Here is a 25,862-nt window from a genome sequence, read left to right as displayed (position 1 = left end):
GTGGGTGGGGTGGATGGGGTTCGGGCGGCTGGGCATGGGCGGGTGTACGGCGAAGTCCGGTGCGGGGAGCGGTAGTTCAGGGAGTCAGGACGCTCTCTGAGCCGGGTTGCGCATGCGGCTCGGGGCGCGGGGGTCCGGTGTGGTGGGCGCGGCGGACGGACGGGATCAGGGTGCCCGTCAGGGCGAGCAGGGCCATGCCTCCGGCGGCGGTCAGGAGGGAGCGGGTGCCGCCCCATTCGGCGAGGAGGGTGCCCGCGCCGAACGCGCCGAACGTGGATCCGGCGGCGGTGATCAGTCCGGCCAGGGCCGCGACCCGGCCCTGGAGTTCCTCGGGGGTGGTGGTCATCTGGAAGACGGCGGTGGCCACGCCGAAGACCGCGCCGACCGCGTTCATGACGGCGAACAGCACGCCCATGAGGACGGGGCCCGAGGCCAGCGCCATGCCGGTCATCAGCCCGGCCCACAGGGCCAGTCCGCCGAGCAGCAGCACGGGCATCGGGCAACGGGCCATCCACCAGCGGGCGGTGAGCGCGCCGAGCACGCCGCCGCAGCCGCTGATGCCGAGCACCAGGCCCACCGTGGACTCCGGGTGGCCCTGTTCCTTGACGAGGAGTACGACGAGGGAGAGCTGGACCACCTGGAGGAGTACGGCGGCCAGCGTGACGACGGGCAGTACGGCGCGCAGCACGTGCTGTCCGCGCAGCCAGCGCACGGCGTCGGCCAGGTCGTCCCTGATCCGGCGGTGCTCCGCTCTGGCCGGTGGCCTGAAGTCGGCCTTGATGAAGCGCAGTTGGACGGCCGCGGCGAGCGAGCCGACGGCGGCGCCGAGGTAGGGGCTCCAGCGCGCCCAGGTGAACAGCACGGTGCCGGCCGGGCCGCCGAGCAGTCCGGCGACCCTGACCCGGGCCTCGTTCTGCGAGAGCGCGGCGGTGAGCTGGGAGGGCGGGACCACGGTGCGTACGGCGGCCCGTTCGGCGAGGTTGGCGACGATGGTGAGGGAGACGTCGGCGGCGATCAGTGCGAGCAGCACGCCGACGGAGAGCGCGTCGAGGTAGGCGGCGACCGCGAGGGTGCCCAGGACGAGGGCCCGGCCGAGGGCGCAGGCCCGCATCACGGTGCGGCGGTCCCAGCGGTCGACCAGAACTCCGGCGGGCAGCTGCACGACGGCGAAGGGAAGGACCGCCGCCGCGGAGGCGAGACCCACCGCACGGGCCGACCCGCCGGAGATCTGGAGCGCGAGCAGCGGGTAGCAGACGCCTCCCATGCGGGAGCCGAAGAACTGCAGCCAGTTGCCCGTCCACAACAGGAGGAAGTCGCGGTTGCGGCGAAGGGGGGTCGCCGCAACCGTGCTCTCGTCCGTTGTTGTCATGCGCCGAGCCTGGGCGCTGCCCCTACGGTATTTCTACGTACGTGGTCCTCGGCGGCCGCACCGGTGGCGCCGGCCGCGTCGAGGTCCGCCAGCCGGTCGGCGAGCAGCCGTCCGACGTGGGCGATCGGTCCGGGGCGGGTCATCAGGCCCTCGTGGTCGGAGTCGACGGGGTGGTTCTCGATCACTCCGCCGACGTACGGCTCCCAGGCCTGGTGGCCGCGTTCCAGGGCGAGTGCGCCCCGGTCGCGTTCGGCGGTGACGAACAGGACGTCGCCGCTGAACCGGGTGGGGGTGTGGGACCACATGAGTCGGGTGTTGTTGACGTAGACGTCCTTCATGGCGAGGATCTCGTGCGCCTCGAAGCGGGCCATGACCTTGTTCTCGCGGGCCAGGAAGGCCCGGTAGCGGTCGATGGGGAAGGTCTCGGCGGTGAGTTCGCCCTCCTGGAAGTCGAAGCCGATGGCCCGGAGGTTGTGGGCGACGATGGTGGCCTCGGAGGGGGGTTCGGTGCCGACGGCGTCGGCGACCGGGTAGGCGTCCAGGATCGCGAGGAGTTCCACCTCGGCGCCCCGGCGCTCCAGTTCGGCGGCGACCGCGTGGGCGACGGTGCCGCCGACCGACCAGCCGAGCAGCCGGTAGGGGCCCTCGGGGCGGACGGCGCGGATCTGGTCGGCGTAGTCGACGGCCATCTCCTCGATGGAGGCGGGCAGCACCTCGTTGCCGTCGGTGCCGCGCGCCTGGAGCCCGTACAGCGGGTACTGGGGGCCGAGGTGGGCGAGCAGTCCGAGGTAGCACCAGCTCAGTCCGGCGGCGGGGTGCACACAGAACAGCGGCGAGGCGGTGCCGGAGGCGCGCAGCGGGACCAGGACGCCGTGCCCGTCCTGCGCGTCCGCCGGTTCGAGGGCGCGCAGCAGGGCGTCGGGGGTGGGTGCCTGGAAGAGGCGGCGCAGCGGTACGTCGACGCCCAGGACGGCGGTGACCCGGCCGACCAGCCGGGTGGCCAGCAGGGAGTGGCCGCCGCACTCGAAGAAGTTGTCGTCCAGGCCGACGCGGGCCAGGCCAAGGACTTCTGCGAACAGGGCGCACATCAGCTCTTCGCGCGGGGTGGTCGGGGGGCGTCCCGTGGTGCCCGCGGAGAAGTCGGGGGCGGGGAGCGCCTTGCGGTCGACCTTGCCGTTGGGGGTGAGTGGGAGCGCGTCGAGGGTGACGACGGCGGCGGGCACCATGTGGGCGGGCAGGGCCTCCTTGAGGCGGTCGCGCAGTACGGTGCCGAGCCCGGCGTCCTCGCGCCAGCGGGCGGGGTCGTTGTGGTGGGGGCGGGCGGGGTCGGGGGCCGCGCGGTACACCCCGGTGAGGGTGAGGCCGTCGAGTCCCCCGGCGGTGCCGTGGTCGGCGGTGCTGTGGTCGGCGGCGGTGTCCTCGGCGACGAGTACGGCATCCAGTTCGCCCGCCCCGTCGTCGCCGGTGCCCGCCCAGGTGAGGGCGACGCGGTGGCCGGTGCGTTCGGTGAGGGCGTGCAGTTCCTCGGGGTCGACGGCGGTGGCCGCGTGCGCGGCGGGGCGCTGTTCCTGGCCGAGGAGGTCGCGGACCGCGCGGGTCTCGGCGAGCACCCGGCGGTTGGGGATGCGGGTGACGCGCAGGACGCGGGGGGCGTCGGGGCGGGTGAGTTCGACGACCAGGTCCTCGACGGAGCCGATCCGCTCCCCCCAGACGAGCTCCGGGGCGCCGGCCACGTCGAGGCCGGGCGCGGTGCGCAGGACGACGTCGTAGCGGTGGCGGGTGAGTTCGTTGTGGTGGGTGCCGCGCCGGACGCGCAGGTCCACGCCCCGGACGCCGGGCAGGGTCTCGCGCAGTGCGGTGAACCAGTCGGGGGCCAGCAGCAGTTCCTTCTCGCGGGCGACGGTGCGCTCGGTCTCGGCGCGCAGTTGGTCCCTCTCGGCGGTCGCGAGGTCCGCCGGGTCGCGGTCCTGGAGGGCGACGGCGCCGCGCAGGGCGGGCAGGGTGCGCAGGTTGCGGACGTCGCCGACGAAGACGGTGCCGCCGGGGGCCAGCAGCCGCATCACCTTGGCGAGGACGTCGGTGAGGTAGTCGGCGCTGGGGAAGTACTGGACGACCGAGTTGAGGATGACGGTGTCGAAGGCGCCGAGCGGCATGCCCTCGATGTCGTGGGCGGGGCGGGCGGAGAGGATGACCCGGTCGGCGAGGTCGGGGCGGGCGGCGACCTGGGTGCGCAGCCGCCGGACGACGGCGCCGGAGAGGTCGGTGGCCCAGTAGCTCTCGCAGTGCGGGGCGACGTGGGCGAGGATCAGGCCGGTGCCCGCGCCGATCTCCAGGACGCGTCCTGGGCGGTCGGCGAGGATCCGCTCGACGGTGCCCGCGCGCCAGGCGCGCATCTCCTCCAGCGGGATGGGGTCGCCGGTGTAGGTGCTGCGCCAGATGCCGAAGTCCTCGCCGAAGGGGACGGCGGAGGAGGTGCCGTCGGCGGAGGTGTCTGCGGCGCTGTCGTCGTAGAGGGCGTCGTAGGCGGCCTCCCACTCCTCGACCTGGCGGTTCTCCTGTTCGGTGTCGCGGGTGCCGTCGCCGCGCTCGGGGACGGCGTAGGCGACCAGGCGTTTGTCGCCGGGGGTGTCCTCGCGCGCCACGACGACGGCCTGCGCCACTTCCTGATGCGCCGTCAACTCAGCCTCGATCTCGCCGAGTTCGATGCGGAAGCCGCGGAGCTTGACCTGGTGGTCGGTGCGGCCGATGTATTCGAGTACGCCGTCGGGGCTCCAGCGGACCAGGTCGCCGGTGCGGTACATCCGGGTGCCGGCCTGGCCGAAGGGGTCGGCGGTGAAGCGTTCGGCGGACAGGCCGGGGCGGCGCAGGTAGCCGCGGGCCACGCCGAGGCCCGCGATGTAGAGCTCGCCCGCCTCGCCCGGGGCGACCGGGCGGAGCCCGCCGTCCAGGACGTACACCTGGGTGTTGTCGAGGGGGCGGCCGATCGGGGGCCGGGCGCTGGTGCCGGCGTCGAGGACGGCGGCGGTGGACCAGATGGTGGTCTCGGTGGGTCCGTAGACGTTGGTGAGGGTGCCGCCGAGCTCTTCGAGGGCGGTGCCGAGCGGGCCGGGGAGAGCTTCGCCGCCGACGAGTTTGGCCAGGCCGCGCAGGGCCTGCGGGCGGGCGTTGACCAGGCCCTGCCAGGTGGTCGGGGTGGCCTGGAGGACGGTGGCGCGGGACGTCTCGACGAGCCGGGCCAGGGCGTGCGGGTCCTTGACGGTCTCGCGGGCGGCCAGGACGAGTTGGGCGCCGTGTGCGAGGGGGGTCCACAGCTCCAGGTTGGAGATGTCGAAGCCGACGGTGGTGACGGCCAGCAGCCGGTCGTCCTCGGTCATCGAGAGGTGGTCGCGCATGGCGTTGAGCAGGTTGAGCAGGTTGCCGTGGCCGACGACGACGCCCTTGGGGCGGCCGGTGGAGCCCGAGGTGTAGATGACGTACGCCGGGTGGTCGGGGTGCGGCGGGGCGAGCGCGCGGGCCGTGGCGAGCTGGTCGCCGGTGGTGGCGTCGAGGGCGCGGACGGTCTCCGGGTCGTCGAGGACCAGGCGCGGCACCTCGGGGGCGGTGTCCGCGGGCAGCGCGGTGGCGGTGTCGTGGTCGGTGAGCAGGAGTACGGGGCGGGCGTCGTCGAGCATGTAGCCGACCCGGTCGGCCGGGTATTCGGGGTCGATCGGCACGTACGCGGCACCGGACTTGAGGACCGCGAGGAGCGCGACGACCAGTTCCTCGGTGCGGGGCAGGGCGACGGCCACCAGGTCCTCGGGGCCCACGCCCCGGGCGGCCAGCGCGTGGGCGAGCCGTTCGGAGCGGAGGTCGAGCTCGCGGTAGTCCAGGACGCGTCCCTCGAATTCGAGGGCGGGTGCGTCGGGGGTGCGGGCGGCCTGGGCGCGGAAGAGCGCGGGCAGGTGGTCGGCGGGGAGGTCCCTGGCGGTGTCGTTCCACTCCACGAGCAGCCGCTCGCGGTCCGCCTCGGGCAGGCTGTCGAGGGAGCCGACGGGGGCGTGCGGGCGGGCCGCCGCCGCGGTCAGTACGGCGACGAGCCGGTCCGCGAGGGCGCGGGCGGTGCTGCGGTCGTAGAGGTCGCCCGCGTACTCCAGTACGCCGGCGATCCCGGCGGGGCGGCCGTCGGCGGCGGGCCGCTCGCCGAGCCGGAACATCATGTCGAAGCGAGCGACGCCGGTGCCCACGCCCTGGCCGGATGCGGCCAGTTGGGGCATCGCGTCGTCCCCGGCGGCCTCGGCGGCGCTGCGGGCGGCCACGTTGTCGAAGGTGAGCATGGTCTGGAAGAGCGGGTGGCGGGCCATCGAGCGGGCCGGGTTGAGGACGTCGACCAGGCGCTCGAAGGGCACGTCCTGGTGGGCGTACGCGGTGAGGTCGGTCTCCCGTACCCGGGCGAGCAGGTCGGCGAAGCTCTCCTCGGGCCGTACCTCGGTGCGCAGTACGAGGGTGTTGGCGAAGAAGCCGACCAGGTCCTCCAGCGCGTCGTCGGTGCGGCCCGCGATGGGGGTGCCGATGGGGATGTCGGTGCTGCCGCTGAGCTTGGCGAGCAGGGCGGCGAGGCCCGCCTGGACGACCATGAACAGGCTGGCCTGATGCTCCTTGCCGAGGTCGGCGAGGAGGGCGTGGGTGGCGGCCGGTATCTCCACGTCCAGGACGTCGCCCCGGTAGGAGGCGACGGCCGGGCGGGGCCGGTCGGTGGGCAGGTCCAGTTCCTCGGGCAGTCCGGCGAGGGTCTGCCGCCAGTGGTCGAGCTGGCGCGAGGCGAGGCTGTCGGGGTCGTCCTCGGAGCCGAGCAGGTCGCGCTGCCACAGGGTGTAGTCGGCGTACTGCACGGGCAGTTCGCTCCAGCCCGGCGCCCGGCCCGCGCAGCGGGCGGTGTATGCGGCGGTCAGGTCGCGGACCAGCAGGGGCATGGACCAGCCGTCGGTGGCGATGTGGTGGACCAGCAGGAGCAGTACGTGTTCCTCGGGGCCGACCTCGAACAGGCGGGCGCGCAGCGGGGGTTCGGCGCTGACGTCGAAGCCGTACGTGGCTTCCTTCTCCAGCGCCCGGCCGAGGTCCGCCTCGGTGGTGCGGATCAGCGGGAGCTCCGGGCGGGCCTGGTCGGGGGCGAGCACCGTCTGGTAGGGGCCCTCGGCGTCCTCGGCGAAGACGGTGCGCAGGGTCTCGTGGCGGGCGGTGAGGTCGGCGAGGGCGGCCTTGAGCGCGTCGTGGTCGACGGTGCCGGACAGGCGCAGCCCGGTGGGCACGTTGTAGGTGTGGCTGCGGCCCTCGAACCGGCCCAGGAACCACAGGCGTTGCTGGGCGAAGGAGAGCGGGATGCGGTCGGGGCGGGCGCCGGCCAGCAGCCGGGTGCGGGCGGGTCCGCCGTCGCCGAGCACGGCGGCGAGACCGGCCACGGTCGGCGTCTCGAAGAACTGCCGGATGGTCAGTTCCTCGCCGAGGGTGGTGCGGATCCGCCCGGCGAGACGGGTGGCGAGCAGGGAGTGGCCGCCGAGGGTGAAGAAGTCATCGTCGAGGAACACCTGCGGCACACCGAGAACCTCGGCGAACAGCCCGCACAGCAACTCCTCGTGCGGAGTACGCGGGGCCCGGCCCTCGCGGGGCGCGGTGTGGTCGGGGGCGGGCAGGGCGGCGCGGTCGAGTTTGCCGTTGGGGTTGAGCGGCAGGGCATCCAGCGCGAGGAACGCGGAGGGCACCATGTGGGCGGGCAGGGCCGCGGCGACGTGGGCGCGCAGGGCGGCGGTGTCCAGGTCGGGGGCGGCCGGGCCAGCGGTGCCCAGGTCGGTGGCAGCCAGGCCAGCGGTGCCCAGGTCGGAGCCGGCCAGGCCGGCGGTGTCCAGGCCGGCGGCGAGGTGCTCGGCGGCCGCGCGGTCGGTGGTGGTGCGGTCGGCGGCCGCACGGTTGGGGACGACGTACGCCACCAGGCGTTTGTCGCCGGGCCTGTCTTCGCGGACGATGACGGCTACGCGGGCCACGTCCCGGTGGGTGGCGAGTACGGACTCGATCTCGCCGAGTTCGATGCGGAAGCCGCGGACCTTGACCTGGAAGTCGGTGCGGCCCAGGTAGTCGAGCTGTCCTTCGGCGTCCCAGCGGACCAGGTCGCCGGTGCGGTACATGCGGGTGCCCGCCGGGCCGTGCGGGTCGGCGACGAAGCGTTCCGAGGACAGGCCGGGGCGGTGGTGGTAGCCGCGGGCCAGGCCGGGTCCGGCGATGTAGAGCTCGCCGGTGACGCCGACGGGGACGGGGCGCAGGGCGGCGTCCAGGACGTAGAGGCGGGTGTTGCGCAGGGGGGCGCCGATCGGGGGGACGCGGGTGATCTCGTCCTCGGTGTACCAGGCGCTGGCGTAGACGGTGGCTTCGGTGGGGCCGTAGATGTTGGCGAAGCGGCGGGCGCCGACGGCGCTGACGATGGCGTTGGCGTCGTGGGCGGAGACCCCTTCGCCGGCGAGGACGACCTCGCGGGCGGTGACCAGTCGGCCGCCGTCCCCGACGATCTGGGCCATGGCCGAGGGCACTCCGCTGACCAGGCCGAACGAGCGGCCCGCGTGGGCCGGGTCGGCGAGTTCCAGTACGTCGCGCATCACTTCGACGGTGCCGCCGGACAGCAGCGGGCCGAACATCTCGAAGACGGAGACGTCGAAGTTGAGCGAGGTGGAGGCCACCACGTGGGCCATGCCCAGGGGGCCGAACTGCTCGACCGCCCAGGCGGCGAGGTCGCCGACGTTCTCGTGCGGGACGACGACGCCCTTGGGCAGGCCGGTGGAGCCCGAGGTGTAGATCGCGTACGCGGCGTGCGAGGGCAGCAGGGGGGCGCGGCGGTCGCGGTCGGTGGGGTTGTGGGCGGGGCCGGCCGCCAGGGCAGCAGCGGTGTCGGGGGCGTCCAGGACGAGGCGGCGCGGCCCGCCTTCGGGCAGCCGGGCGGCTGCGGCGGCGGAGGTGAGGAGCAGGGCGGGGGCGGCGTCGCCGAGCAGGTGGGCGATGCGGTCGGCCGGGTACTCGGGGTCCACCGGCAGGTAGGCGGCACCGGACTTGAGGACGCCGAGGACGGCGACGAGGGTCAGTTCGGTGCGCGGCAGCGCGATGGCGACGAAGTCCTCGGGGCCCGCGCCGTGCGAGGTGAGCAGGTGGGCCAGGGCGTTGGCCCGGGTGTTGAGCTCGGCGTAGGTCAGGGTGCGGTCCGCGAAGCGGACGGCGGGGGTGTCGGGGGTGCGGGCGGCCTGTGCCTCGAAGAGGGCGGGCAGGGTCGCGCGGGGTGTCTCGCGGGCGGTGTCGAGCCAGTCGCCGAGGATCTTCCCGCGCTCGTCGTCCTCCAGCAGGTCGACGCGGCTGAGCGGCAGTTCGGGCTGTCGGCTGACGGCGTCCAGGAGCAGCAGGAGGCGTCGTACGAGGGTCTGGGCGCTGTCCTTCTCGAAGAGGTCGAGGTTGTACTCCAGGTGGCCGGTGAGTCCGGCGGGGGCGCCGTCGTCGGTGCGGCCGTCGGCGACGGCGAGCAGCAGGTCGAACTGGGCGATGCCGGTGGTGACCTGGCTGCCGGAGACGGTCAGTCCCGGCAGCCGGCCCTCGCCGAGGGCGGCCCGCTGGTCGACGTTGTTGAAGGCCAGCATGGTCTGGAAGAGGGGGTGGCGGGCCATCGAGCGGGCCGGGTTGAGTACCTCGACGAGGCGCTCGAAGGGCACGTCCTGGTGGGCGTACGCGGCGAGGTCGGTCTGCCGGGTGCGGGCGAGCAGGTCGAGGAAGGTGGGGTCGCCGGAGACGTCGGTGCGCAGCACGAGGGTGTTGACGAAGAAGCCGACCAGGTCGTCCAGGGCCTCGTCGGTGCGGCCCGCGATGGGGGTGCCGATGGGGATGTCGGTGGTGCCGCTGAGCTTGGCGAGCAGGGCGGCGAGCCCTGCCTGGACGACCATGAAGAGGCTGGCCTGGTGGTCGCGGGCGAGGCTCTCCAGGCGCTGGTGGAGTTCGGCGGGGACGGTGAGGGGCACGGTGTCGCCCCGGTAGGTGGCCTCGGCCGGGCGGGGCCGGTCGGTGGGCAGGCCGAGCTCGTCGGGGAGGTCGGCGAGGGCGGTGCGCCAGTGGTCGAGCTGGCGGGAGACGGGGCTGTCGGGGTCGTCCTCGGAGCCGAGTACCTCGCGCTGCCACAGGGTGTAGTCGGCGTACTGCACGGGCAGTTCGCTCCAGCCCGGTGCCTCGCCCGCGCTGCGGGCGGTGTAGGCGGCGGTGAGGTCGCGGACCAGGACCGGGGTGGACCAGCCGCCGTCGCTGGCGATGTGGTGCACGAGGAGCATCAGTACGTGCTCGTCGGGGCCGAGTTCGAAGAGGTGGACGCGCAGCGGCGGTTCGGCGGCCAGGTCGAAGCCGCGCCGGGCGGCCCGCTGGAGCTCGGCGGTCAGTCCGTCCTCGTCGGTGGCCACGACCTGCGGTTCGGGCCTGGCCTGTTCGGGGTCCAGGACGATCTGGTGGGGGCCCTCGGCGTCCTCGGCGAAGACGGTGCGCAGGGTCTCGTGGCGGGTGACGACGTCCAGGAGTGCGGCGCGCAGGGCGTCCCGGTCCAGGGAGCCGGTCAGCCGCAGGGTGGTGGGGATGTTGTGGGCGGCGCTGGGGCCTTCCAGGCGGCCCAGGAACCACAGGCGGCGCTGGGCGAAGGAGACGGGGATGCGGGCCGGGCGCGGCTGGTGGGCGGTGAGCGGGATACGGGCGGCGTCGCCGGTGGCGACGAGTCCGGCGAGCCCGGAGACGGTGGGCGTCTCGAAGAGCTGGCGTACGGGGAGTTCGACGCCGAAGGTGGCGCGGATGCGGGTCATCAGCCGCAGGGCGAGCAGCGAGTGTCCGCCGCGGGCGAAGAAGTCCTCGTCGACGGTGATCCGGCCGACGCCGAGCACCTCGGCGAACAGCCCGCACAGGATCTCCTCCTGCGGGGTGCGCGGGGCGCGGCCGGCGCTCTCCACGCCGTAGGCGGGGGCGGGCAGCGCGGCCCGGTCGAGCTTGCCGTTGGGGGTCAGCGGCAGCGCGTCGAGGGTGACGAAGGCGGTGGGCACCATGTACTCGGGCAGGGCGGCGCCCATGTGCTTGCGGAGCACCGCGTGGTCGATCCTGCGGTCGGGGGCGGCGACCGCGTAGGCCACCAGGCGTTTGTCGCCGGGGGTGTCCTCGCGGACGACGACGGCGCTGCGGGCGACGTTGGGGTGGTCGGCGAGCACCGTCTCGATCTCGCCGAGTTCGATGCGGAAGCCGCGGACCTTGACCTGGAAGTCGGTACGGCCGAGGTACTCCAGGCTGCCGTCGGTGCGGCGGCGGACCAGGTCGCCGGTGCGGTACATGCGGGTGCCGGCCGGGCCGTACGGGTCGGCGACGAAGCGCTCCGAGGACAGTCCGGGGCGGTGGTGGTAGCCGCGGGCCAGGCCGGATCCGGCGATGTAGAGCTCGCCCGCGACGCCTGCCGGGACCGGGCGCAGGCCCTGGTCGAGGAGGTAGAGGCGGGTGTTGGCGATGGGTCCGCCGAGGGAGACGTCGCCGTCGGCGGTCACCTCGGAGGCGGAGGACCAGACGGTGGTCTCGGTAGGACCGTAGAGGTTGGTGACGGACCGCCCGCCGGCCGCCAGGGTGCGGGCGAGCGGCGCGGGCAGTGCCTCGCCTCCGACCAGCACCCGCAGCCCGGCCGGGATGCCGTCGGCCTCGGCGAGGGCCTGCCAGAGGCTCGGGGTGGCCTGCATGGCGGTGGCGCCCGACTCGTGGAGCAGGCGGGCCAGTGCGGGGGCGTCGCGGACGGTGTCGCGGGAGGCGAGGACGACGGCGGCGCCGTGCAGCAGCGGCAGGAAGAGTTCGAGCCCCGCGATGTCGAAGCCGACGGTGGTCACCGCGAGCAGCCGGTCGGCGGGGGTGAGGGCGAACCGGTCCTGCATGGAGGTGAGGAAGTTGACCAGTGCGGCGCCGGGGACGGCCACGCCCTTGGGGCGGCCGGTGGAGCCCGAGGTGTAGATGACGTACGCGGTCTGCTCGCCGGAGCGGCCCGGTATGTGCACGTCGTCGGAGGGGTGGGTGCTCAGCTCCGCCTCGGCGAGGTCGGCGCCGGTCAGGGTGAGGACCGGTTCTGCGTCGCCCAGGATGTGGTCGATGCGCTCGCGCGGGAAGTCCGGGTCCACGGGTACGTATCCGGCGCCCGACTTCAGTACGGCCAGCAGGGCGACGACCAGGTCGACCGAGCGCGGCAGCAGTACCGCCACCAGCTTCTCGGGGCCCGCGCCGCGTGCTGCGAGCCAGCGGGCCAGGCGGTTGGCGCGGGCGTTGAGGTCGGCGTAGCTGATCTCCGTACCGCCGAAGAGGAGGGCCGGTGCGTCGGGGGTGCGGGCGGCCTGCGCGGCGAAGAGCTCGGGGACCGAACCGGCGGGCGTCCGACGGCCGGTGGCGTTCGCCGTCTCCAGTTCCCGCTGCCGCTCGTCGGCGGACAGCAGGTCGACGGCGGCGACGGGTGCGTCGGGTGCGCCGACCAGCGCGGTGAGCACCCGGACGAAGCGGGCGGCGATCTGCTCGGCGGTGTTCCGCTCGAAGAGGTCGGTGCTGTAGTTGAGGGCGCCGGTCAGGCCGCCGGGGGTGCCGTCCGCTCGGGGGGCGCGCTCCTCCAGGGTGAAGGAGAGGTCGAAGCGGGCGGTGCGGGTTTCGGCCGAGTGGCCGGAGACGGTCAGTCCTGGCAGTTCGGCGGCGGCGCCGCGGGCCTGCCGCTGGTCGTTGTCGTTCCAGGTCAGCAGGGTCTGGAAGAGGGGGTGGCGGGCCATCGCCCGGGGCGGGTTGAGGACCTCGACCAGGCGCTCGAAGGGGATGTCCTGGTGCTCGTAGGCGGCCAGGTCGGCGGCGCGGACGCGGGTGAGGAGCTCGCGGAAGGTGGGCGTGCCGGAGAGGTCCGTACGCAGCACCAGGGTGTTGACGAAGTACCCGACCAGGTCTTCGAGGGCCTCGTCGGTGCGGCCCGCGATGGGGGTGCCGAGGGGGACGTCGGTGGTGCCGCCCAGTTTGGACAGCAGGGCGGCCAGGGCGGCCTGGACGACCATGAACGGGCTGGCCCGGTGTGCGCGGCCCAGCTCCAGCAGGGCCGCATGGACGTCGGCGGGCACGCTGAAGGGCAGGGTGTCGCCGTGGTGGGTGGCCGTCGCGGGGCGGGGCCGGTCGGTGGGCAGGTCCAGCTCGTCGGGGAGGTCGGCGAGGGTGGCGCTCCAGTGGGCGAGCTGCCGGGAGATGACGCTGTTGGGGTCGTCCTCGGAGCCCAGCAGTTCCTGCTGCCAGACGGTGAAGTCGGAGTACTGGACCGGGAGTTCCTCCCAGCCGGGGGCGTGGCCCGCGTGCCGGGCCGCGTAGGCGCCGAGCAGGTCGCGGACCAGGACGGGGACGGACCAGCCGTCGCCGGAGACGTGGTGCAGCAGGATCATCAGGACGTACGCGTCGTCGCCGAGGTCGAACAGGGTGCAGCGCAGCGGGGTCTCGGTGAGCAGGTCGAACTCGTGGCGGGCGGCCTGCTCCAGCGCCCCGTCGAGCTCGTCCGCGCCGATCAGTACCTCGGGCAGGTCGGGGACGGCGGCGGGCGAGTCGGCGTCCAGGACGATCTGCTGGGGTCCTTCGGGGCCCTCGCCGAAGACGGTGCGCAGGGTCTCGTGGCGGGCGGTGACGTCGACGAGGGCGGCGCGCAGGGCTTCCCGGTCCAGGGTGCCGGTCAGCCGCAGGGCGGTGGGGATGTTGTAGATCGCGCTCGGGCCGTCCAGCTGGTTGAGGAACCACAGGCGGCGCTGCGAGAAGGACAGCGTGGTCACGAGTTCTCCTTGTTGCCGGCGGTCCGGCGGCGAAGCGCGGGGCGGGTGGTGGTGGCCTGCGCGCCTTCGAGGCTCGCGGCGAGTGCGGCGACGGTGGGCTTCTCGAAGAAGCCGCGGATGCTCATCTCCTTGCCGAGCGCGGCGCGGACCCGGGCGACCAGGCGGCTCGCGAGCAGGGAGTGCCCTCCGAGGGCGAAGAAGTCGTCGTCGACGGTGACCTGCACGACGCCGAGTATCTCGGCGAACAGGCCGCACAGGACCTCCTCCTGCGGGGTGCGCGGTGCGCGGCCCTCGCCGAGGCTTCCGTAGTCGGGGGCGGGCAGTGCGGCCCGGTCGAGCTTGCCGTTGGGGGTCAGCGGCAGGGCGTCCAGGGTGACGAACGTGGACGGCACCATGTAGTCGGGCAGGGTCTCGGCGACGTGCTTGCGCATGACGTCCCCGTCGGGGGCGCTGCCCACGACCGGCACCAGGTAGGCCACCAGTCGTTTGTCGCCGGGCCGGTCCTCGCGGACGACGACCGCCGTGCGGGCGACGTCCGGGTGGCCTGCGACGACCGCCTCGATCTCGCCGGGCTCGATGCGGAAGCCGCGGACCTTGACCTGGAAGTCGGTGCGGCCCAGGTAGTCGAGCCGGCCGTCGGTGCGGCGGCGGACCAGGTCGCCGGTGCGGTACATGCGGGTGCCCGCCAGGCCGTACGGGTCGGCGACGAAGCGCTCCGAGGACAGGCCCGGGCGGTGGTGGTAGCCGCGCGCCAGACCGGATCCGGCGATGTAGAGCTCGCCCGCCACTCCGAGGGGGACGGGGCGCAGTGCGGCGTCCAGGACGTAGAGGCGGGTGTTGGCGATGGGGCCGCCGAGGGATACGTCGCCGTCGGCGGTCACCTCGGACGCGGAGGACCAGACGGTGGTCTCGGTAGGACCGTAGAGGTTGGTGACGGACCGTCCGCCCGCCGCCAGGGTGCGGGCGAGCGGTGCGGGCAGTGCCTCGCCGCCGACAAGCACCCGCAGCCCGGCCGGGATGCCGTCGATCTCGGCGAGGGCGTGCCACAGGCTCGGGGTGGCCTGGGCGATCGTCGCCCCCGAGGTGGTGAGCAGGGAGGCGAGTGCCTCGGTGTCGCGGACGGTGTCCTTGTCGGCGAGGACGACGGCGGCGCCGTGCAGCAGCGGCAGGAAGAGTTCGAGCCCCGCGATGTCGAAGCCGACGGTGGTCACCGCGAGCAGCCGGTCGGTCGGCGTGAGCGAGAAGCGGTCCTGCATGGAGGACAGGAAGTTGACCAGTGCGGCGTCCGGTACGGCCACGCCCTTGGGGCGGCCGGTGGAGCCCGAGGTGTAGATGACGTACGACGTCTGCTCGCCGGAGCGGCCCGGGAGCGGGGTGTCGTCGGCGCCGTCACCGTCGGGGCCTGCCGGTGCGAGGTCGGCCTCGGTGAGGGTCAGTACGGGGTCGGCGTCGCGCAGGATGTACTCGATGCGCTCCTGGGGGAACTCCGGGTCCACCGGTACGTATCCGGCGCCCGACTTCAGTACGGCCAGCAGGGCGACGACCAGGTCGACCGAGCGCGGCAGCACCACGGCCACCAGCTTCTCCGGACCCGCGCCGCGTGCCACCAGGCGGCGGGCCAGCCGGTCGGCGCGTGCGTTCAGTTCCCGGTAGGTGACCTCCACGCCACCGAAGACCACAGCAGTCGCCTGAGGTGCGAGCGCCACGCGCGCCGCGAAGAGCTCCGGGAGCGAGCCCCCGGGTGTTCCTGTGTCGCTGTCGTTCCACTCATTGAGGACCCTCTCGGTCTCGCCCGGTGCCATCACGTCCACGTCCCGCACCGGGGTGTCCGGGGCGGCCACCACCGCTCGCAGCACCCGCTCGAAGCGCGCCACCAGGTCTTCGGCGGTGGTCCTCTCGAAGAGGTCGGTGGCGAATTCGAGGTGGCCGTGCAGGCCGTCGGGGGTGCCGTCGGAGGTGTGGGCCTCCTTCAGGGCGAGGGTGAGGTCGAACTTCGCGACCCGGGTGCCCAGTTGCATCGGGCTCGCGGCCAGGCCGGGGAACCGGTCGGCGACGTCGTCCGGCAGCCGGTCGTCGTTGTTGTTCCACATCAGCGCGATCTGGAACAGCGGGTGACGGGCCGTCGAGCGGGCCGGGTTGAGTACCTCGACGAGCTGCTCGAAGGGCACGTCCTGGTGGGCGTACGCGGCAAGTGACGTCTCGCGCACCCGGCCGAGCAGTTCGCCGAAGGAGGGTGCGCCGGACAGGTCGGTGCGCAGCACCAGGGTGTTGACGAAGAAGCCGACCAGTTCGTCCAGGGCGTCGTCGGTGCGGCCGGCGATCGGGGTGCCGAGGGGGATGTCCTCGCCCGCGCCCAGCCGGGACAGCAGGGTGGCCCAGGCGGCCTGGACGACCATGAAGAGGCTGGCGCGGTGCTCGCCGGCGAGGGCGGCCAGTGAGGCGTGCAGGTCGGCGGGGACCCGGAAGGCGACGGCGTCGCCCCGGTGGGAGGCGGCCGGGGGCCGGGGCCGGTCGGTGGGCAGGGTGAGTTCCTCGGGCAGTCCGGCGAGGGCCTCGCGCCAGTAGGCGAGCTGTTCGCCGGCGGCGCCGGGGGTGTCGTCGGAGCCCAGGACCTCCTGCTGCCACAGGGTGAAGTCGGCGTACTGGACGGGGAGTTCGGACCACTGGGGGCTTTCGCCCGCGTGCCGGGCCGCGTACGCCCGGGTGAGGTCCCTGGCCAGGACGGGGGCGGACCAGCCGTCGGTGGCGATGTGGTGCAGGAGCAGCAGCAGGACGTGCTCGCCGGGTCCGGTGCGCAGCACGGTGACCCGTAGCGGCGGCTCCTCGGCCAGGTCGAAGGGCCTGGCGGCGGCCCGGGCGAGCTGGTCCTCCAGGGCGTCGGGTGCCACCGTGACGGTGGCCTGGGAGCCGAGCCGGGAGAGCGCGTCGGCGGGGTCGAGGACGATCTGGTGTCCGCCGTCGGGGTCGTCGGCGAAGACGGTGCGCAGCGCCTCGTGCCGGGTGAGGACGTCGCCGACGGCGGCCCACAGCGCCTCGTGGTCGAGGTCGCCGGACAGGCGCAGTGCGGTGGGCATGTTGTAGGTGGCGGTGGGGCCGTCCATGCGGTGCAGGAACCACAGCCGCCGCTGGGCGTAGGAGAGCGGGATGCGGTCGGGGCGCTCGCGGCGGGTGACGGCCTGGCGGGCTCCTTCCGCGGTGTCCAGGAGGGTGGCGAGTCCGGCCGGGGTGGGCTCCTCGAACAGGCCCCGTACGGCGAGTTCGACGCCGAGTACGGAGCGGACGCGGGCGACGAGGCGGGTGGCGAGCAGCGAGTGGCCGCCCAGGTCGAAGAAGTCCTGGTCGATGCCGACCGAGGGGAGGCCGAGCACCTCGGCGTACAGGGCGCACAGGGCTTCCTCGCGCGGGGTGCGCGGGGCGCGGGTGTGCGCGGTCTCGTGGACGGGGACGGGCAGGGCGGCCCGGTCCAGTTTGCCGGTGCGGGTCAGCGGCAGTGCGTCGAGGACGACGAAGGCGGCCGGGACCATGTGGGCGGGCAGCCGTCCGGCGAGGTGGGCGCGCAGGTCGGCGGTGGCGGGGGCCGGGTGGCCCTGTCCCGCGACGACGTAGGCGACCAGGCGCTTGTCGCCGGGGTGGTCCTCGCGGACGACGACGGCGGCGCGGGCGAGGTCCTCGCGGGCGGTGAGGGCGGCCTCGATCTCGCCGGGTTCGATGCGGAAGCCGCGGATCTTGACCTGGTGGTCGGCGCGGCCGACGTAGTGGAGCTGTCCGTCGGCGGTGACCTTCGCCAGGTCGCCGGTGCGGTACATGCGGGTGCCGGGCAGGCCGTACGGGTCGGCGACGAAGCGCTCCGCGGTGAGGTCGGGGCGGTCGAGGTAGCCGCGGGCCAGCGGGTCGCCCGCCAGGTGGAGTTCGCCGGTGACGCCGGGTGCGACCGGCAGCAGTGCGGCGTCCAGGACGTAGGCGCGGGCGCCGTCGACGGTGGTGCCGATCGCCGGGGTGTCCGGCCAGCGGTCGACGTCGGCGGGCAGGGTCCACCCGGTGGCGACGTGGGTCTCGGCGGGCCCGTAGTGGTTGTGCAGGAGGGCGGTGGGGTGGTCGGTGTGGTGGGCGCGGACGTGCTCGCGGAGGGTGAGTGCCTCACCGGCCTGGACGAGGTGGCGCAGCGCGGAGAGGTCGGCGCCGCACTCGCGGACGGCCTCCAGGACGCCGTCGATGACGAGGTTGGGCGCGTACAGCTCGGCGACCTTGTTCGCGGCGAGCCAGCGGGCCAGTTCGCGGGGGTCGCGCCGGGTGTCCTCGGGGCAGACGGCGAGGGTCTTGCCGCTGAGCAGCGCGCCGAGGATCTCCTGTACGGAGACGTCGAAGCCGACGGCGGTGAACTGGGCGACCACGGTGCCCGCCGGGCCCGGTACCGCCCGCTCGTGCCAGTCGAGCAGGCCGGCGAGCGCGCGGTGGGGCATCACGATGCCCTTGGGGGTGCCGGTGGAGCCGGAGGTGTAGATGACGTAGGCGGGGTGGTCGGGCAGGGCGTCCCCGAGTGCCTCGGCGGTGGTCGCCGACGGCAGCGGGTCCTCGATGAGGATCCGGGGGGCGCCGGTGGCGGGGAGGCCGGCGGCGAGGGTCCCGTTGGTGAGGAGTGCGCCGGGTGCGGTGGCGCGGAGCATCAGCTCGATGCGCTCGGCGGGGAGTTCGGGGTCGACGGGTACGTAGGCGCAGCCCGCGGTGAGGGCGGCGAGGAGGGCGACGGTGAGTTCGGTGCCGCGGGGCAGGGCGACTGCGATCCGGTCCTCGGGGCCCAGGCCCCGGCGGCGCAGTTCGGCGGCCAGGGCGTGCGCCCGCTCGCGCAGTTGCCGGTAGGTGAGGGTGTCGGAGCCGTCGGTGACGGCGGTGACGTCGGGGGTGCGCTCGGCCTGCTCGGCGAAGGTGACGGCGAGCGGGCGGTGGGTGCGCGGGGCCTCGGGTACGGGGAGCCGGTCGCGGGCGGCGCCCGAGGTGAGGTCGATGCGGTGCACGGGGCGTTCGGCGTCGGCGGCGACGGCGGTGAGTGCGGCGAGCAGGGAGGTGGCGAACAGGTCGGCGGTGGCCGGGTCGTAGAGGTCGGTGGCGTACTCCAGGCGGACCGCGATGCCGTCCGGGGCGCCGCGCTCGGTGCGCAGGTCGCTGAAGCCGAACAGGAGGTCGAAGGTGGCTACTTGGGAGGTGACCTCGCCGATGCGCATGCGCAGGTCGGGGAGGTCGTGGGTGAGCGGCTGCGCGGTGTCGTGGCCCGCGTTGTTCCAGGTGACCATCGTCTGGAAGAGCGGGTGGCGGCCCAGCGAGCGGCTCGGGTTGAGGGTCTCCACCAGCCGCTCGAAGGGCACGTCCTGGTGGACGTACGCGGCCAGGGACTCGGTGCGGACGCGGTCGAGGACCTCGGTGAAGGCGGGGTCGCCGGAGAGGTCGGTGCGCAGCACCAGGGTGTTGACGAAGAAGCCGATGAGGCCGTCGAGGGCTTCGTTGACGCGGCCCGCGCTGGGGGTGCCGAGCGGGATGTCGTCGCCCGCTCCCAGCCGGGAGAGGGTCACCGCAACGGCGGCCTGGACGACCATGAAGAGGCTGGCGCGGTGGCGCTGGGCGAGCGCTTCCAGTTCCGCGTGGAGTTCGGCGGGGATGTGGAAGCGGATCTCGGAGCCCTGGCCGGTGGCGCGGCGGGGGCGGGGGCGGTCGGTGGGCAGGGCGAGCTCTTCGGGGAGGTCGGCGAGGGCCTCGCGCCAGTGGGCGAGCTGCTTGCCCAGTTCGCTCGCCGGGTCGTCGGCGGCGCCGAGCACCTCGCGCTGCCACAGGGTGTAGTCGGCGTACTGCACCGAGAGCGGTCGCCAGGCGGGGGCGGTGCCGGCCCGGCGGGCGGCGTACGCGGTGGTGAGGTCCTTGACCAGCAGCGGTACCGACCAGCCGCCGTCGCCCGCGATGTGGTGCATGACCAGCAGCAGGGCGTGCTCGTCGGCGGCGAGGGCGAACAGGTGGGCGCGCAGCGGCCGGTCCTGGGAGAGGTCGAAGCCGGTGCGGGCGGCCGCGGTGAGCAGTCCTGGCAGCTCCTGCTCGGTGGCGGGGATGACGGTCAGCGGTACGGGCGCGGGTTCGAGGACGATCTGGTGGGGGCCCTCGGTGTCCTCGGCGAACACGGTGCGCAGGGTCTCGTGGCGGGTGCTGACGTCGAGGAGGGCGCCGCGCAGGGCGTCCTCGTCGAGGGTGCCGGTCAGCCGCAGGACGACGGGGACGTTGTACGTGGCGCTGCCGGGCTCCTCGAACCGGCCGAGGAACCACAGCCGTTGCTGGGCCGGGGAGGCCGGGATCCGGTCGGGGCGGGGGCCCGCGACCAGCGGGGCGCGGGTCGCGGAGGCGCCGGTGAGGCGGGCGGCGAGGGCGGCGACGGTGGGTGCCTCGAACAGGACGCTGATGGGCAGGTCCACGTCGAGGACGGAGCGGATCCGGCCGACCAGGCGCATCGCGGCGAGCGAGTGGCCGCCGGAGGCGAAGAAGTCGTCGTCGATGGAGATCCGGGCCCGGTTGAGGATCTCGGCGAACAGCCCGCAGAGGATCTCCTCCTGCGGGGAGCGCGGCGGGCGGCCGGTGGTGTCGTGGGTCTCGGTGGGGTCGGGCAGGGCCTTGCGGTCGAGCTTCCCGTTGGCGGTGAGCGGGAGTTCGGGCAGCGCGACGAAGGCGGCGGGGACCATGTACTCGGGGACGGCGGCGGCCAGGTGGGCGCGGAGCACGAGCGGGTCGACGTCGCCGACGGTCCAGGCGACCAGGCGGTCCTCGCCGCTGGTGGCCGGGCGCACGCCGACGGCGGCGGCGGTGACGTCGGGGTGGGCGGCGAGCAGGGTCTCGATCTCGCCGGTCTCGATGCGGAAGCCGCGCAGCTTGACCTGCTGGTCACCGCGGCCGACGTACTCCAGGAGGCCGGCCGGGGTGCGGCGGACCACGTCGCCGGTGCGGTACATCAGGGTGCCGGGGGTGCCGTACGGGTCGGCGGTGAACCGCTCGGCGGTGCGTCCCGGCTGGGAGAGGTAGCCGCGGGCCAGGCCCGCGCCGGAGAGGTAGAGCTCGCCGGGGACGCCCGGTGCGACCGGCCGCAGCCGGTCGTCCAGGACGTACGCGCCGGTGTTGTCGAGCGGGGTGCCGAGGTGGATCGCGGCCGGGTCGGTGACCGGGGCGGCGGTGGACCAGACGGTGGTCTCGGTGGGCCCGTAGACGTTGAGGACGCTTTGGGCGGACGCGGTCAGTACGGCGGCCAGGTCGGCGGGCAGTGCCTCGCCGCCGACCAGGACGCGGACGTCGGCGAGGAACGGGGCCTCGTTGCCGGTGGCGGCCCGCCAGAGGGTCGGGGTGGCCTGCATGACGGTGATGCCGTGCGCGGTGACGGCGGCGCGCAGCGCCTCGGGGTCGCGGACGGTGTCGGGGCCGGCGAGGACGACGCTGCCGCCGGTGGCCAGCGGCAGGTAGAGCTCCAGGCCCGCGATGTCGAAGCCGACGGTGGTGACGGCGAGCAGCCGGTCCTCGGGGGTCATGGCGCAGCGGTCGGCCATCGCCCGCAGGAAGTTGTCGAGGGCGGCGCGGGGCACCACGACGCCCTTGGGGACGCCGGTGGAGCCGGAGGTGTGCAGGACGTAGGCGGTACTGCCGCCAGCCGCGCGCAGTTGCGGGTTGCCGTCGTCGTAGGCGGAGGTGTCGGCCTCCTCGGCGAGGACGGTGGGCACGGCGGCGTCGGGCAGGCCGGGCAGGAGTTCGCCGGTCGTGACCAGGACGGCCGGGTCGGCGTCGGCGATCATGCGGCGGATGCGGTCGGCGGGGAAGCGGGTGTCCAGCGGCAGGTAGGCGGCGCCGGACTTCTGGACGGCGAGCAGGGTGACCAGCAGGTCGGCGGTGCGGGGCAGGGCGACGGCGACGAACCGCTCGGGGGCGGCGCCGCGTTCGGTCAGCAGCCGGGCGAGGGCGTTGGCCCGGGAGTTGAGCTCGGCGTAGGTCAGGGTGGTGTCGCCCGCGTGCACGGCGGGCGCGTTCGGCCGTACGTCGGCGTGTGCCTCGAACCGGTCGAGGAACCAGCGGTCCTGGAGCGGGCGGTGGGTGTCGGCCGGCAGGGCGAGGGCGGCGGGCCGCTCCCCTTCGAGGAGTACGTCGATGTCGCCGACGCGGGTGCCGGGCGCCGCGACGAGGCGGGCCAGGACGGTGACGAAGCGGTCCACCAGACGGGCGGCGGTGGACGGGTCGAAGAGGTCGGCGGCGTATTCGAGGATGCCGGTCATGCCGTCGGGGGCGCCGTCGGCGGTGAGGCGTTCGCGCAGGTTGAAGGCGAGGTCGAACTTGGCGACGCCGCTGCCGACGCCGCCTCGGTTGGCCACGGTCAGCTCGCCGAGCAGGGCTTCGCCGTCCGACGGGGCGCCCTCGCCGCGCGCGGCGGTGTTGTTGAAGGCCAGCAGGGTCTGGAAGAGCGGCGAACGGGCCAGCGAGCGGGTCGGGTTGAGGACCTCCACGAGCCGCTCGAAGGGCAGGTCCTGGTGGGACCAGGCGGCCAGGTCGGCCTCCCGGACGCGGGCCAGGAGCTCGGTGAAGGTGGGGTCGCCGCTGACGTCGGTGCGCAGGACGAGGGTGTTGATGAAGTCGCCGACGAGGTCGTCGAGGGCCTCGTCGAGGCGGCCGGCGACCGGGGAGCCGAGCGGGATGTCGTCGCCCGCGCCGAGCCGCGAGAGGGTCACCGCGAGGGCGGCCTGGACGAGCATGAAGACGGTGACGTCGGCGGCGCGGGCGCAGTCGGCGACGGCGCGGTGCAGGTCGGCGGGGACGGCGAGGGGGATGTTGTCGCCCCGGTAGGAGGCGACGGCCGGGCGCGGCCGGTCGGTGGGCAGGGCGAGTTCCTCGGGCAGGTCCGCGAGGGTCTCGCGCCAGAACGCGAGCTGGCGGGACGACCTGCTCTCCGGGTCGTCCTCGGCGCCCATCAGTTCGTGCTGCCAGAGCGCGAAGTCGGCGTACTGGACCGGGAGTTCGGTCCACTTGGGGGCGTCGCCCGCGGCCCGTGCGGCGTAGGCGCGGGTCAGGTCGCGGGTGAGCAGCGGGGTGGACCAGCCGTCGCCCGCGACGTGGTGGAGCAGGACGAGCAGTTCGTGGCGGTCCTCGGCGAGCCGGAACAGGGAGAGCCTGAGCGGGGTCTCGGCGGACAGGTCGAAGGGGTGGGCGGCGTGCTCGGCGAGCAGACCGTCCAGCTCTTCCTCGGTGCAGTCGACCGGGTCGAGTTCGGGCCGGATGCCGGTGAGGACGCGCTGGTGGGCGCCCTGGTCGTCCTCGACGATGACGGTGCGCAGGCTCTCGTGGCGCTCGACGACGTCGGCGTACGCGGCGCGCAGTGCCGCCAGGTCGAGGGGTCCGCCCAGGCGCAGTGCGCAGGCCAGGTTGTAGACCGGGTTGGGGCCTTCCATGCGGTGCAGGAACCAGAGCCGCTGCTGGCCGTAGGAGAGCGGGATCCGGTCGGGGCGCTCGCCGCGCACCAGCGGCGGGCGGGCCTCCTCGGCGTCCGCCAGGGAGCGCACCAGCGAGGCCGGGGTGGGGTTCTTGAACAGGTGCTTGACCGACAGTTCGACGCCCAGCGTCGCGCGCAGCCTGCTGACCAGGCGGATCGCGAGCAGGGAGTGGCCGCCGAGGTCGAAGAAGTCGTCCTCGGCGCCGACCTGGGCCAGGCCGAGCACGCCGGCGAACTGGTCGCGGACCAGTTCCTCGCGGGGGTCGCGCGGCACCCGCTGGACGGCGAGCGCGGTGGCGGTCTCCTCGGGGGCGGGCAGTGCCTTGCGGTCGATCTTGCCGTTGGGGGTGAGCGGCAGGGCGTCCAGGGCGACGATCGCGGCCGGGACCATGTAGGGCGGCAGGGCGGCGGCGAGGTGGGCGCGCAGGGAGTCGGGGTCGACGTCGCCGGGGGTGACGTAGGCGACCAGGCGCATGTCGCCGGGGCGGTCCTCGCGGGCCAGGACGACGGCGCGGGTGACGGCGGGGTGTCCGGCGGCGGCGGTCTCGATCTCGCCGGGCTCGATGCGGAAGCCGCGCAGCTTGATCTGGTCGTCGGCGCGGCCCGCGTAGACGAAGGTGCCGTCCTCGCGGCGGCGGACCAGGTCGCCGGTGCGGTACATGACGGTTCCGGCCGGGCCGTACGGGTCGGCGACGAAGCGTCCTGCGGTCAGTCCTGGGCGGTCCAGGTAGCCGCGCGCGAGCACGACGCCCGCGACGTACAGCTCGCCGGGGACGCCGGGGGCGACCGGGCGCAGGGCCGCGTCCAGGGCGTAGGCGCGGGCGCCGGCGAAGGGGCGGCCGATCGGGACGGGTCCTTCCGCGAGTTCGGTGCCGGGTTCGATGCGCAGTTCCAGGCAGTTGACGGTGGCTTCGGTGGGGCCGTACGCGTTGATGACGGTGACGTCGGGGTGGGCGGCGCGCCAGCCGCGCAGGGCCTCGCCGCGCAGGGCTTCGCCGCCGAGCACGAGGGTGCCGGACGGGGAGACCTCGGTGGGGAGGGTGTCGAGGAGTTCGAGGTGGCTGGGGGTGCCCTTGAGGAAGGTGGGGCGGGGGCCGCCGACGGCGTCCGGGAGGTCGGAGAGGTGGGCGCAGCCGCCGGAGACGAGCGGGCTGTAGAGCCCGGTGACGGTCAGGTCGAAGGCGACGGAGGAGTGCACGAGGGTGAGCCCGGCGGCGTCCGGGTACGCGGCGCGGGCGCGGGCGAGATAGGCGCCGACGGAGCGGTGCTCGACGACGACGCCCTTGGGGCGGCCGGTGGAGCCGGAGGTGAAGATCAGGTACGCGGGGTCGTTCGGGTGCGGGGCCGCGGTGTACGAGTCGGCCTCGTCGGCGGTGACGACGAGCGTCTCGACGCCGTGGAGCGCGGTGGCGGGCGTGGTGTTGGTGCCGGACGCGGACGCGGAGCCGGACCCGGCGACGGACGCGGTGTCGGAGTCGGTCAGGACCAGCAGCGGGTCCGCGTCAGCGAGGACTGCGGCGATTCGGTCGGCCGGGTGTTCCGGGTCCAGTGGTACGTACGCGGCGCCCGACTTGGCGACGCCCAGCAGGGCCACCACCAGGTCGGTGCCGCGCGGCAGCAGCACGGCCACGTTGCGGCCGGGGGCGGCGCCCCGGGCGCGCAGTGCGCGGGCCACGAAGCTGGCCCGCCGGTCGAGTTCGCGGTACGTCAGCACCTGCGTGCCCGCGCGCACGGCGGGCGCGTCGGGGGTGGCCTGGGCCTGCGCGGTGAACAGTTCGGGGAGGGTGGCGCCCATGGCGTCCGGGCCGACGGCGGGTCCGGCGGAGGCGGCCAGGGCGCGGGAGGTCTCCTCGGCGCCGATCACGTCGATGCGGCCCAGCGGGAGTCCGGGCTCGCGCACCAGGGTGTCCAGGATGCCGAGGAAGCGCGCGGCGATGCCGGCGGCAGCCGTGTCGTCGAACAGGTGGGGCTGGTGGAAGAGCTTGAAGCGCAGGCAGTCCTGCGGCATGCCGACGAGGCTGAGCGGGAAGTGGTTGGCGGAGTGGCTCTCGGCGCGCACCACACGCAGCGGATCCGCGTCGGCGGAGACGGCCGGCGCGGAGTCGAAGGGGAAGTTCTCGAAGACGACCGAGGTGTCGAAGAGCGGGCCGAGCCCGGTGCGGTGCTGGATCTCGGAGAGGCCCACGTACTGGTGGTTGATCATTTCGGCCTGGGCGTGGTGCACCTTGCCGAGGAGGTCGTTCGCGCTGTCGCCGGGCCGCAGTGCGATGCGCAGCGGCAGCGTGTTGATGAAGAGGCCGACCATGGACTCGATGCCGGGCAGTTCGGCGGGGCGGCCGTTGACGGTGACGCCGAAGACGACGTCGTCGGTGCCGGTGAGTCCGGCCAGGACCAGCGCCCAGGCGGCCTGCACCACGGTGTTGACGGTGACTCCGGCGGCGCGGGCGCGTGCCGTGAGGGCGGCGGTGCGCTCCTCGGTGAGGCCGAACTCGTACCGGCCGGGGTCCTGCGGGGTGTGCTCGCCGCTGCCCGCGACCAGGGAGGGGGCGGCGAGCCCGTCGAGCATGGTGTCCCAGGCGGTGCGGGCGGCGTCCGCGTCCTGGCGGGAGAGCCAGGTGAGGTAGTCGCGGTAGGGGGCGACGGACGGCAGGTGCCGGGCGTCGCCGCCCGACACGTACAGGCTGTGGAACTCCTTGAGCAGGGTCGGCAGCGACCAGCCGTCGAGGACCGTGTGGTGGATGGTGAAGACCAGCCGGTGGCTCTCGGCGCCGGTCTTGATGAGGGTGAAGCGGATCAGCGGCGGGCGGCCGATGTCGAAGCGGGTCTCCCGGTCGGTGAGGGTGGCCCGGCGGGCCTCCGTGTCGGCCTCCTCCGCACCGAGGTGGCTGAGGTCGATCTCGGTCCACGGCAGCTTGTAGCGGGCGGCGACGAGCTGCGCCCACTCCCCGTCCTTGCGCTGCCTGAACGCCACCCGCAGGCTCGCGTGGCGGCGCAGCAGCGCCTCCGCGGCCCCCCTGGCCCGGTCCGCGTCGAGCGGACCGGCCAGGTGGAAGGTCGACTGCACGGTGTAGATGTCGGGCGTCGCCTCATCGAAGACGCTGTGGAACAACAGGCCGCTCTGGAGCGGGGAGAGCGGCAGGATGTCTTCAACGGTGCGGGTGGTTCGCGCCAC

3 protein-coding genes are annotated in these 25,862 nt (G+C 74.3%); all 3 read right to left on the bottom strand.

The window, feature by feature from the left end:
- Positions 1-76: 76 nt before the first annotated feature.
- The 3 genes from ACZ5PB_RS38835 to ACZ5PB_RS38825 are packed head-to-tail and all read right to left on the bottom strand — an operon-like array spanning position 77 to position 25,862.
- Complete coding sequence (locus tag ACZ5PB_RS38835; RefSeq protein WP_468697934.1) at positions 77-1,369, bottom strand: MFS transporter; 1,293 nt, start codon at positions 1,367-1,369, stop codon at positions 77-79.
- On the bottom strand, positions 1,366-13,200 hold the full coding sequence (locus tag ACZ5PB_RS38830; protein ID WP_468697931.1) for a non-ribosomal peptide synthetase: 11,835 nt from the start codon (positions 13,198-13,200) through the stop codon (positions 1,366-1,368). Before ACZ5PB_RS38830 ends, ACZ5PB_RS38835 begins: the two co-directional genes overlap by 4 nt.
- Entirely contained in the window at positions 13,197-25,862 is a 12,666-nt protein-coding gene (locus tag ACZ5PB_RS38825; protein ID WP_468697930.1) for a non-ribosomal peptide synthetase, read from the bottom strand. Before ACZ5PB_RS38825 ends, ACZ5PB_RS38830 begins: the two co-directional genes overlap by 4 nt.

The sequence above is a fragment of the Streptomyces sp. NPDC032721 genome (assembly GCF_055579625.1).
The sequence above is the reverse complement of the archived record's forward strand: the minus strand, read 5'-3'. Positions and strand labels throughout refer to the sequence as shown.